This window comes from Clostridium estertheticum (genome assembly GCF_026650985.1).
GTDB lineage: Bacteria > Bacillota > Clostridia > Clostridiales > Clostridiaceae > Clostridium_AD > Clostridium_AD estertheticum_C.
The window spans coordinates 2,055,676-2,067,258 of the sequence record NZ_CP086239.1 but is presented as its reverse complement, the minus strand read 5'-3'; the positions used below and the strand labels follow the sequence as shown (position 1 = coordinate 2,067,258).

Genomic DNA, 11,583 nt, shown 5'->3' with positions numbered 1-11,583 from the left:
TGACTAGTTAATACTGGCATAGCTTTTTCTCCTTAGATATGTTTCCATTGTTTAAATCTATTAGCATAACATAAAGATTTGCTTTTAAAGATTTAGGTGGATTACTAAAGAAAAGGTCAAATTCATTTTCACTCCCAACAGCTACAGATATTTTCGTATCTGGTGTAAGATCAATACAAGCTATTTGACCATAAATATTATAAATTGTTTGGGAGGTAACATAAGGTTTAATTAGAATATACCATTTGGAATACTCCCAGTTAGTAATTTCAAGCATTAAATTAGCAGCTTCATTAATGGTTTTATTTAAACTCCATTCAAAATCACGGGTGTATAAATCGGATAGAATAACCTTAAAAAAATTCTTTTCTTTTTCAACAGTTTGGGTCTGTTTTTGCTTTGTAGAGATCCCTTCTGTTTTATCATTTATGTGTCCAGCAGCTAGCATTAAATCATTATATGTAACTCCGTTGCATGAACCACTAGCGAATTTACTAATTGTATCCGGCGACGGAGGTGATTTTACTAACTTTCGAAGTAATCTTGAGATATGAGCTGCACTTACATTTATTGTATTTGCATATTGATTAATTGAACGATCACCTTTAGCTTTTTCTAATAATATAGCAAATGTAACTAGATCAAAATTGCTGTAATCAGTCATTTAATCACCTCCTTCGTTAAATATTATATCATTTTTCATTGTTTATAGTCAATATAAAATGGAGAATAAATATAATTATTCCAAAAATAGTATTGTAAATATATGCTGTCCATGATATATTAATTACAGATAATGTAATTAAATGCAAACAATGGAATGAAATATAAAAAATACAATTAAATTAGGAGGGGAAGATTTATATGGGATTAAATAAATTTGCATTAAAAAATTTAATGGATGAACGATTTAATAGTAGTTATACAAAGCTTTCTAGGGCTATAGGAGTGGATGTAGCACATGTGTATAGAGTTCTTGCTAAGAATAATACTCCGGGGATTAAGTTTTTTAATGGGATTATTAAGTGGTGTACAGATAATCAGTTAGATTATAGAGAATATATTTTTTTGCCTAAACCATTAACTGTAGTTAACAAAAAATCGAAAGTGCAGTAAACAAAAATAGATAAAATTCAACTTTAAGAATCATAGGGGGAATAATAATGGCTAAATATAGACAGATTTATACAGAATTTTGGAGTGATAGTTTTGTACTTGAATTAGATTCACAGGAAAAACTTTTTTATCTATATCTTTTAACGAACACAAAATCTACCCAGAGCGGACTATATCAAATTTCTCCTCGATTGATTTCACTAGAAACAGGATGTGACAAAGTGCTTGTGGCTGAGCTGCTTAAAAAGTTTTGTGATTATAAAAAGATTTTGTACTGCGAAGAGACAAATGAAATTATGGTATTAAATTGGATTAAATACAATATTCCAAATAATAAAAATTTTTTGGTGTGTGTGCAAAAGGAGATTCAAAAAATCAAAAATAAAGTATTTCTTAAACTATTATATGAAAAATATGAGGCTGCCGGCTTAGATGTAGATACTATTTTCAAAGGGCTTCTTGTAACCATTATGCCAACTGATATAAATGATCTAAGCTCTATAAAGCAAGATCATTCAGAGGATCAAAGTAACAACACAATTGTTATGGATACATCTGATGAATCAAATGAAAATACAATTATTAAGCCCCTTAGTATCCCCTTGGTAGGGGCTACCAAGCATGTGCCAAGTAATAGAATAAGAAGTAAAGAAGAAGGAGTAATAAATAAAGAGCAAAGAATAATAAATAAAGAAGAAGTAGAGGAAGTAGAGGCGACAACTAAAGAATCGTTAATAACTAACTCAGAAAAACCTGCCGATACGGCGGTTGGTATGAACACTATAATTAAAATATTTGAAGAAAATATACATGTTATCACACCACTAGTGTATGAAAAAATGTTGGATTTTACAAAATACGTAAGTGATGAAGTCATAATTATGGCTATAACAGAGGCAGTTAATTATAATGCAAAAAACATCAAATATATCTCGAGTGTTATCAATAGCTGGATAAGCGAAGGAATAAAAACTGCTGAGGAGGTTGTTACCTATCAGAAAAAATGGAATAGTAATAACAGCAGTAGCAGCAGCATTAACAGTGGATCGCACTCTGTGAAAAGTGGTAGCTTTTGTGACTACGAACAGAGAACATATGATTTTGATCTTTTAGAAAAACAATTACTTGGGATAGCTTAATAAATTATTCTATTTAATAAACGTTAAATAAAAAATTAGAAGGTGGTGCTTTAATTATGGAAAAACTAGTTGAAAAGGCTAAAAACGGTGACAGTAAAGCTACAGAACTTATAATTGGAAAGTTTAAATACCTTATATTCAAAGAATCATTAAAATATCATATTCCAGGCTATACCACTGAAGATCTAATTCAACATGGGTATTTGTCAGTAATAAAAGCTATAGCATTATATAAACTAGGCAGCAAAAGCTTTAACGGGTATTGCATTAATGCTATAAAAATGAACCTTAAAGCACTTTTAAAAGGAGAAATAAAACATTTTCGCGAAGTCCCTAGCATTGATATGATAGATTTTGATGCCCAGGAGCATTATGAATTTACCTTAGAGGATGAAGTAATAGCCTACGATGAGGTTGAAAAGTTATATGTTGCCCTTAATACCCTTGAACCTTTTGAACGTTATATATTAGAGAGATTTTATATTATGGGACACTCGCTTACAGAGATAGCAGCTACTACTGATAAAAGTTATTATCAATATTCAAGGATTAAGAAAAAAGCCCTAGAAAAATTAAAGGCAATTATGTAGATATATATTTTTACAACTCCGCACAAATAAGACAAACATCATATATATTAAGTGAAAACAAAATAAAAGGAGTGATTAAACATGGCAGTTATATCAACAAAGGTATCAAGTGTTTTAAAACTTACAATGAAAACAGGTATAGACATCAATGGCAAGGATGAATTTGCAACAAAAAGCCTAGGTAACGTAAAAGTTGATGCAGTGGATGCTGACATTTTTGCAGTAGGACAAGCTATCTCTAAGATCAAAACTTATCCATTGGTTGGGATCGATAGACAAGATCAGTATAGTTTGGTTACAGAAAAGTAAGTTTAAATAAGAAGCTTAAAATCTAAAAACCAAAATTCAACAATTTAAAGGAGGAAAAATTATATGAATAAATTAGTTATGAGATTTTTAACTACTATTGAGGGTAAGTATTTTACGTTAAGTGTAGATGACATTAAAGCTAATGATAAGGGACCTACTATAACAGAAGCCGAGGTAAATGCTCTTATGGATTTAGTTATCGCTAAAAACATTTTTCTATCAACTAGTGGTGATTTAACTGGCAAGAAAGATGCTAAAATAGTTACTACTGATACAAATACAATTACAGTAGCTTAAATAACTATAATGTAATTCCAAAATCCACTAAAAACCCGGTAAATCATAAAAACATTATGATTACCGGATTTTTTTTGCAATTCATTTCGCGAAAATAACAAGCAGAATCCATTACAAAGATTTTTAACATAAAAAAACTACCAAAATTATATCTCTATAAATTTCAGTAGCTTCCACTTTAGGTATACCCAACATGCCACTTGCCATGTGGGTGGCACTAGTAATTCTTCATAAAAGAATGGGAGAGTAGGGCTGAGTGGTTAGAAAATTATCACACCTTGAGGAGTTTTTGTGTATTAACTTTTATGGCGTAGGTATTTGGGGTATAATAATATTAAGAACATAAAGCTATCTCGCTAATCGAGTAACAAACAAATATGGAAACAAAGAATATAGTTTTAAATAATTTTTAACGAGGTGAACAAAATGAAGTTGAAAAAATTAAATTTAATAATCATAAAATACTAAATGATTTAGAAGTTGATTTTTGTGATGGCAATGGAATACCATTAGATACGATAGTTATAATAGGTGAAAATGGAACAGGAAAGACTACCTTATTAAAAAGTGTTATGGAGTTTATGAATGCAGATGAAAGGGACTTTGAAAGAAATAAATATGGTGATGCAATTGAAAATATTAATGGAAGATTAGAACTACAAATTAATAATGATGAGGGTTCATTCTTACAAACATTTTTTATGTATGGAGATGCTAATCCGCAGCAATCTCAATTTAAGGTGATATACATGCCAGCAGAAATTAATTTTGATAAGCTTAAAAAAGTAGATAATACATTTAAATTTTTACCTAGGTTTTTAAATATAGTAGATCAAAGCATAACGGAAAATGTGCCTTCATTTATAGCTACAAAGATAAATAAAGAAATATTTAGAAATAGAAATAAAATTATTGGTGAAGTAATTGATAAAGTATGCGATGAGATAAATATTATATTTTCTATTATGGATTTAGATGTTAGACTTATAGGATTGTCAGAGGATGAAGACACAAAGCCAGTTTTTAAAAATAGTTTAGGCAAAGAGTTTGATATTAATGGACTGTCCTCCGGAGAAAAACAATTGTTTCTAAGAGGATTATCTTTAAAATTTTTGGAAGCTAATAATTCAATTATATTAATAGACGAGCCCGAAATATCACTACATCCAGAGTGGCAGCAAAAAATAATAAAGGTTTATGAAAACATAGGAGTTAATAATCAGTTAATAATTGCAACTCATTCTCCTCATATAGTGGGAGATATTAAAGCAGATCAGCTAAGAATATTAATTAAGGACATAAATGGAGTATCTTTGCTTGATAATGATAAAATAGATGAGACATATGGTCATACTATAGAAAACATTTTAAAGACTACAATGAAATTAGATGGAGTGCAAAGTTAGAGGGACTGAAAAAAATAGAAACTATAGTTGTTGATGAAAGTGTATGGTTGACTCAAGATATCATTGCAACGCTTTATGAAAAAGGTCGTTCTACTATTATTTAATATTTAAAAAACTTTTGCTGAGAGTGAATTTGAAAAATATAGAATTGTGCAAGATAGATTATTTGAAAGTTATTTTGATAGGCTTTTAAATGAGAATGAAAATTAAGAGTGTGTTGGAATATTGACTACTAAAATATATAACTTATATATTTTAGTAGTTTTTTCGTCATTAAAATATAATCCAATATCAGTTATAGAACTTAGGATATATTATGTAAAAAATCATGTTATAAATAGAGTAAACTAGCAATAATATTCTCCAATGGAGGAAATAAACATAATATGTTATAATTAAGAAATTAATGAAAAGATGGAGGATATTATGGGCATTTTTGATGTAATAAAGAAAAGTATACTTGGTGCCAGTTTTGAAAGCAAACTTATGAAATCAATAAGTACACCAATTTTTATAAAGGAATTTAACAAGGAAAGTAAAAATATACTTGATCTTAAGGAGCTTTTTAGGGGAAGTTACATAGACACAAATTAAAAAAAAAAAATTCTATTAGATTATATTGAAGGGAAATTGATATTATGTTACCTTATAGAGATTATAGTAAAAGCAGAAAGTTATTAGAAACATTTAGGCTTATAAAATGTGAAATAGCAACAACACCACAAGAAATTGCAGACATATTTGAAATTTTACCGGATAACATTCCTAATTATGTGAAGGAATTAAATGAGGAATGGGAAACGGATATTACATATGATAAGTCTGAAAAAATATATAAAATAAATGATGAAGACGATGTAAACGGGGATGGAATACTTGAGGCAAATAAATATGTTCAACCAGTTACTGCTGATGATGTAAATTTAATATTAGTATCTTTAATTCAATCTCAAACATTTATGGAAACAAAAATGGCAATAATAAAAAATAGTTTATTAAGACTACTTCCTAAAAATGAAGCTCGTAAATTGAAGGACATGCTTTATTTTGAGAAAAATCCTAATATTGATCATCAATATATTGAATTCAATGTTAAAAATTTAAGATCAGCTATAGCTGAAGAGAAAAAGGTAAGTTTCAGTTATATTTCTGCAGTAGGAAATCATAAAAATCACATAATAATACCTTATAGTTTCGCTTGTGAACTTGGTAAATACTATATTATTGGATATGAAGAAAGCAAAGATTGTTTGATACACTTTAGAATAGATAGAATATCAAATGTTAATATTTTAGAGGAAGATGGAAAGAGAGATAGTAAGTTTAATGTGTATGACTATCTTAAAAAGACCTGGCATATGTATGGTGGAGATGAAACAAGAGTAAAGGTTAAATTTGATAAACGCTGCTATAAGGTAGTAACTGAAAAGAGTTTAGTTGAGGGAAGTCTAATTGATGAGAATGAAGATTATTTTGTTTATGAGTTTGTATGTAATGGTACATATGGTATAAAGCTATGGATTATGGGCTTTGGTGCAGATGCAGAAGTTATAGAACCAGTGGAGTTCAGAGAAGAAATTATAGATAGTATAAGGAAAATGAATAAGGTTTATAGTATATAGGGAAGGGTAAAAATAATGAAGAGCCACATCAGTTGATGTGGTTCTTTTTGCACATTTTTCATGAGAATTGAGAGAATAAAAATTTATTTTTAATAAATAGGAGGGAAGGGCAATTTTTGATAGTTGGCTAATTGTACAATTATGTTATTAGATAGAATTACTTAATTACATATCCAATATGGGGGCTAAAGACTATGAACTACAAAGAACTTGGGAAAGAAAGACTTATAGAAATAATAGAGGAAAAAGAAAAGCTTATAGAAGAATTTAAAAGTATGAAAATTAAATTGCAATATGATGCGTGCATGGATGCTGTCACTGGAGTATTAAATAGAAGAGCGGGTTTGGAGATTTTAGAAAAAACTATTTCGGAAGCAGCAAAGCAAGAAGAAAACTTTATAATATGTTTTGCTGATATTGATGATTTTAAAAAAGTAAATGATGTTGTGGGGCACAGCGCAGGGGATGAAATTTTAGCGGAAGTTGGTGGTATTTTGAGAGCAAATATTAGAAAAACTGATACTGTTTTTAGAATAGGTGGTGACGAATTCATAATTATTTTTCCCAATACAACATTACAGGTGGCTAAGACTATATGTTCTAGAGTATGTATGAATATTTATGAACTGAAGGAAATGAATAATATAAATTATAAGATGGGTCTAAGCTGTGGGTTGTCTCAATATAACTTTAACAGCAAAATATCAGCTAGTGAATTAATAAGGAGGGCGGATGAGGGGATGTATGTTAATAAGAGGGAGAATAGGTAATAATAAGGCATGTATATAACTAAAGGATGCATGGAAAAAAATATAAATTGTTATAAATTTGTATAATTATAAAATAAAGTTTAAAAATTAAAGAAATTGTATAAAAGGACGATACAAAAGAAGGCTATTGTTTTAACAAAAGTTATGGAGAAATTTAGAAAAAACTATGAATTTTAATTTTATGAATAAATATAAGAAAGTGGACTTCGAAGTAATAAAATAAAATTAAAAAAATTACAAGCAAAGTATTGGTGATATAGATAATACTATTGGAAAAGTATAATACAGTGATTAATAGATACGGTGATTATGACATTAGTGTTAATAAATAATAAGGAGTGAGTAAATAAATGGATTTCAAGGCAGATGATTTTAATTTTGAAGAAGAATATTCTAAAATTAAAAGTAGCATAAAAAGACCCAATATTTTATTGTGCGGGGCTACCGGCGTCGGTAAAAGTTCTGTAATTAATAAGGTTTTTGGTAGGAATGTAGCAGAGGTTGGTTCTGGTCAAGCAGTTACTAGAGGTATTACGAAGTACCAAGATGAGAATTTAGACATAAATTTATACGATAGCGAGGGTTATGAAATTGGGAGTATAGCACAGTCTGATTTTCATAAGAATATTATTGGGTTCATAGATGATCAAAGAATTAAATCTCACAATTTATCGGAGCAAATACATATGGCCTGGTATTGTATATCAGCAGGCAATAAAAGGATAACAGAGTTAGATTTTGAAGTAATAAGGGAAATACAAAAGAAAAATGTTAAAGTTGCAGTATTATTTACCCAGATTGATTCTGTAGATGAAGAAGAATTAAATGATATTAGCAACACATTACAACAAGGAATAAATAATATAGAATCCTTTAATTTGAGCATTTACAACGAAGTGCCTAAAGAATACTTAGATTGGGAGAAGCTAATGAAGTGGTCAGTTGAAAATCTTGATGAATCATTAAGAGAAGGATTCCTGAATTCAACGATAATAGGATTAGAAGAAAAAAAGAAACACATTCGAAAAGTTGTTATACCTAGATATGCTGTATCGGCAGCAGGAATTGCTATTTCTCCTGTTCCTTTATCAGATAGTGCTTTATTAATGCCTTTACAGACAACTATGGCGTTACATATATTTAATATTTGGGGAGTAAATAAGAACAAGCAAGCCATAAAAACCTTATTAAGTGCAACAATTATATCACAATTGGGAAAAAGTGTTGCAAAAATGCTTGCTGGGAATATATTTAAATTATTGCCTGGATTTGGTGATGTGGTCGGTGGCGCTATTAATACTGTTGTTGCAAGTAGTCTTACTTATACAATTGGATATGCTATTTCTGAAATATGTTATAAGTATTCAGAGAGTGTATTAAAAGGCGAAAATATTGACATACTGGAGTTTTTTACATTTAGTAATATAGAAGAACAGTTAAAGCATTTTTCGAAAGCTAACAATAGAGGGGTATAAGAGGATGGGATTAGAAACGAATGTATTAATTCTTGGAAAAACAGGGGTTGGAAAGAGTTCTTTTATTAACTATATTTATGGTGAAAATAGAAGAGCTACTGGTACAGGTAAACCTGTCACCAATAAAGGTATATTTAAAGAAACCTTTGAATTAGAAAATATTACTGTGAATATTTATGATTCATGGGGATTAGAAGCTAATAAGGCAGATTCATGGGAAGCGGAAATAGGTAATTATTTGAATGAACATAATGAATCAATGGAAATTAAAGATTGGTTTCATACAATATATTATTGTTTTTCAACTCAATCAGCACGAATAGAAAACTTTGAAATAAACAATATATTAAAGCCATTAATAAATAAGGGAAATAAGGTTTCAATAATTTTAACTCATAGTGATGTGATTGGAGCAAATGATAAAAGCAAAGCTATGATAGACTTATTGAAAGAAAAACTAAATATAGATGATCTTGATATAATTAAAGTTGCTAGTGAAAGAAAAAAACTTTTAGGTGGAACGGTTAAGGAACCATTTGGAAGAACTGAAGTTTTGTCAAAGTTAAAACATAATTTGTGGGATGATATAAAACATAAATTACCTTTGAATTTTGAAAAATATATTAGAAAAGAATTATATAATTGGATATGTGATAGTGAGAGTGTAATAAATAATGAGGTTAAATTCCTAAATAATTCTTCTGTAGTAGAAAGAGTTATTGGTAGAATAAATTTTGGGTTGAAAAGTAGATTTTTCTCTATAGATAAAAGAACACAGGAAATAAATACTGAAGCAATTGAGTATTATATAGCTTTAATAAATGTAAATAATAATTTGTTCGCAGAAACACTATATTTATCTAATGAGGAACTAAAAAATGCTAATTTTAAAAAAGAGTATATTAAATTTAAATATGATTCTTCATTTAAATTTGGATATTGGGCAGTAATTGCTGTATGCAGTCTTTTACCTATATCTAATTTATTTGTGCCTTTTACAGCAAAACACACCATAAAAAAACTCTTAAGAAAATCATTATATGAAAGACATTTAGAAGTTGTAAATGAAATTCCTAAATTAGTTGAACAATTTAAAATTGGACTTGAAGGTAATTTGAATCAATTAAAATTACTCGAATAAATTAATTTATGATAAAAAATAAAAGCACTATAGTTAAAAGGGGACAAGAATAATTATGGATAAAAGTATAGTGAAAAATACATCGATTATTTCTGTGATAGTTGTAATAGTTGTTGTATGTGGAGGATTTGGAATCAATAAATATAGTAAAACTCAGACATATAATAACTTAATAACTACGGCTAATAAAGATATGGATCAAGGCGAATATGAGCAAGCCATTGCATTATTTAATCAATCATTACAGTATAAAGATGATTCTAATGTTAAAAATAATGTTAAATTAGCAACCAATCTAAAGGAAGTTAAATCGATTTTGGATCAAGGTACTAAGCTGATGAATGATAAGAAATATCTAGATGGCATAGAACAATTTAAGAAAGTTACCAAGGAAGATAATAAACTATACGATAATGCTCAGAAAGGTATAGAAGAATGTAAAAAACAATACATTGCACAAAACATTAAGCTGGCAACCGACGCGATTAAAGATACTAAGTATGATGAAGCTACTAAATGCTTAGAAGGTATATTAAAGTTAGATAGTAATAATGCTGATGCTAAGAAATTAAAAGAGAATATGGGGAAAACTATACAAAAACAAAAGGACAATGCACAGGTAGCAATAAAAGCTCTAGCAGTAGCTAAAGATCAATCAACAGCAAAAGTTCAACAAGATGGAAATGGTAAGATAACTAAAAATGAGGCCGTAAATCTTGTTAGGCAAAAAACAGGTATAGAAGAAAATAGTACTACATATACAGTAGTGATAGAAGATGAATCTAAACCAATTAAAATAATTAATGGTAAACAATATTATAGCATTTTGACAGCTGCAAAAGCTCCGATGGCACACATAATTATATTTTACGTTGAAGTTGATACAGGAAAGGTTTATGAAAATAATATGGGAGAAACGGTTTTAGTAAATTAGCAAATCTAAAAAGAATTACAAACTATATTGCTAATTTATGTAACGGGGCCCTAGGCTATATAAGAAATTGAAAACAGTTTTTTTAAAATAATGCTGGGGGATATTTAAATTAAAACTATTGACATTAAGAATAAAAGGATGTATATTATAAATAAGCAGTTCGATTGTATAAAATTAAATTTTGCGCAATTGATATATAGTATGGGGAGGATTAATTTATGAATTTTTATGATTTTTCAGCTAAAAAAATTAATGGGCAAGAAGTTAATATGAGTGATTATAAAGGAAAGGTATTAGTAGTAGTAAACACTGCTAGTAAATGTGGTTTTACACCTCAATATGGAGATTTGGAGAAAATATATAAAAAATATAATAGCCAGGGCCTTGAAATAATAGGATTCCCTTGCAATCAATTTTTAGAGCAAGAACCAGGAAGTAATAAAGATGTTACAGAGTTCTGCAAAGTTAATTATGGAGTAACATTCCAATTATTTGAGAAAACTGATGTAAGAGGATTTTCAGCACAGCCAATCTTCAAGTATTTAAGTGAAGCAGCTCCTTTTCAAGGATTTAATTTAAATGAACTAAACGGAAAATTCTTAAATAGCATGCTAAAGGAAAAATTTCCTGAATATTTAATGGGCAACTCTATTAAATGGAATTTTACAAAATTTTTAATTGATAGAGAAGGAAATGTAGTAGGTAGGTTTGAGCCTACAGTTGACCCATTAGATATGATTCCTAAAATAGAAGAATTATTATAATCTGGATTAACATATTTATT

At 28.8% G+C, this 11,583-nt stretch carries 14 protein-coding genes and 1 pseudogene; 14 read left to right on the top strand and 1 reads right to left on the bottom strand.

Annotation, left to right across the window (positions count from 1 at the left end; translation table 11 throughout):
• Positions 1–7: 7 nt before the first annotated feature.
• The gene (locus tag LL038_RS10050; RefSeq protein WP_216126784.1) at positions 8–664 is read right to left on the bottom strand and encodes a hypothetical protein; all 657 of its coding nucleotides are present in this window, start codon (positions 662–664) and stop codon (positions 8–10) included.
• Positions 665–864: 200 nt separating this feature from the next.
• Between LL038_RS10050 and LL038_RS10045 the strand changes: the two genes are divergently transcribed.
• The 14 genes and pseudogenes from LL038_RS10045 to LL038_RS09980 all read left to right on the top strand — a co-directional run bounded on the left by LL038_RS10045 (position 865) and on the right by LL038_RS09980 (position 11,563).
• Complete coding sequence (locus LL038_RS10045) at positions 865–1,116, top strand: hypothetical protein (RefSeq protein ID WP_216126783.1); 252 nt, start codon at positions 865–867, stop codon at positions 1,114–1,116.
• A 47-nt stretch (positions 1,117–1,163) separates the two neighbouring features.
• Positions 1,164–2,255, top strand: a complete 1,092-nt coding sequence (locus LL038_RS10040; protein WP_216126782.1) for a DnaD domain-containing protein — start codon at positions 1,164–1,166, stop codon at positions 2,253–2,255.
• A 56-nt stretch (positions 2,256–2,311) separates the two neighbouring features.
• A complete protein-coding gene (locus LL038_RS10035) occupies positions 2,312–2,845 on the top strand; it encodes a sigma-70 family RNA polymerase sigma factor (protein WP_216126781.1) in 534 nt (177 codons plus the stop codon).
• A gap of 81 nt (positions 2,846–2,926) precedes the next feature.
• Positions 2,927–3,154 (top strand): DUF1659 domain-containing protein, encoded by a 228-nt coding sequence (locus tag LL038_RS10030; protein WP_152751743.1) that lies wholly within the window; start codon positions 2,927–2,929, stop codon positions 3,152–3,154.
• 63 nt (positions 3,155–3,217) lie between these two features.
• Positions 3,218–3,451, top strand: a complete 234-nt coding sequence (locus LL038_RS10025; protein WP_216126780.1) for a DUF2922 domain-containing protein — start codon at positions 3,218–3,220, stop codon at positions 3,449–3,451.
• A 440-nt stretch (positions 3,452–3,891) separates the two neighbouring features.
• On the top strand, positions 3,892–4,857 hold the full coding sequence (locus tag LL038_RS10020; protein ID WP_216126856.1) for an AAA family ATPase: 966 nt from the start codon (positions 3,892–3,894) through the stop codon (positions 4,855–4,857).
• 111 nt (positions 4,858–4,968) lie between these two features.
• A pseudogene (locus LL038_RS10015) lies at positions 4,969–5,067 on the top strand (virulence protein); the annotation flags it as partial.
• Between the two features lie 216 nt (positions 5,068–5,283).
• Entirely contained in the window at positions 5,284–5,451 is a 168-nt protein-coding gene (locus tag LL038_RS10010) for a hypothetical protein (RefSeq protein ID WP_216126779.1), read from the top strand.
• 44 nt (positions 5,452–5,495) lie between these two features.
• A complete protein-coding gene (locus LL038_RS10005; RefSeq protein WP_216126778.1) occupies positions 5,496–6,479 on the top strand; it encodes a helix-turn-helix transcriptional regulator in 984 nt (327 codons plus the stop codon).
• Positions 6,480–6,673: 194 nt separating this feature from the next.
• Positions 6,674–7,249: a GGDEF domain-containing protein gene (locus tag LL038_RS10000; RefSeq protein ID WP_216126775.1), complete on the top strand. Its 576-nt coding sequence runs from the start codon at positions 6,674–6,676 to the stop codon at positions 7,247–7,249.
• A gap of 350 nt (positions 7,250–7,599) precedes the next feature.
• Positions 7,600–8,724, top strand: coding sequence for a YcjF family protein (locus LL038_RS09995; protein ID WP_216126773.1), 1,125 nt, complete (start codon positions 7,600–7,602; stop codon positions 8,722–8,724).
• Between the two features lie 4 nt (positions 8,725–8,728).
• The gene (locus LL038_RS09990) at positions 8,729–9,865 is read left to right on the top strand and encodes a GTPase (protein WP_216126771.1); all 1,137 of its coding nucleotides are present in this window, start codon (positions 8,729–8,731) and stop codon (positions 9,863–9,865) included.
• A gap of 55 nt (positions 9,866–9,920) precedes the next feature.
• Positions 9,921–10,799 (top strand): tetratricopeptide repeat protein, encoded by an 879-nt coding sequence (locus LL038_RS09985; RefSeq protein ID WP_216126770.1) that lies wholly within the window; start codon positions 9,921–9,923, stop codon positions 10,797–10,799.
• 218 nt (positions 10,800–11,017) lie between these two features.
• Complete coding sequence (locus tag LL038_RS09980) at positions 11,018–11,563, top strand: glutathione peroxidase (protein WP_216126769.1); 546 nt, start codon at positions 11,018–11,020, stop codon at positions 11,561–11,563.
• Positions 11,564–11,583: the final 20 nt, after the last annotated feature.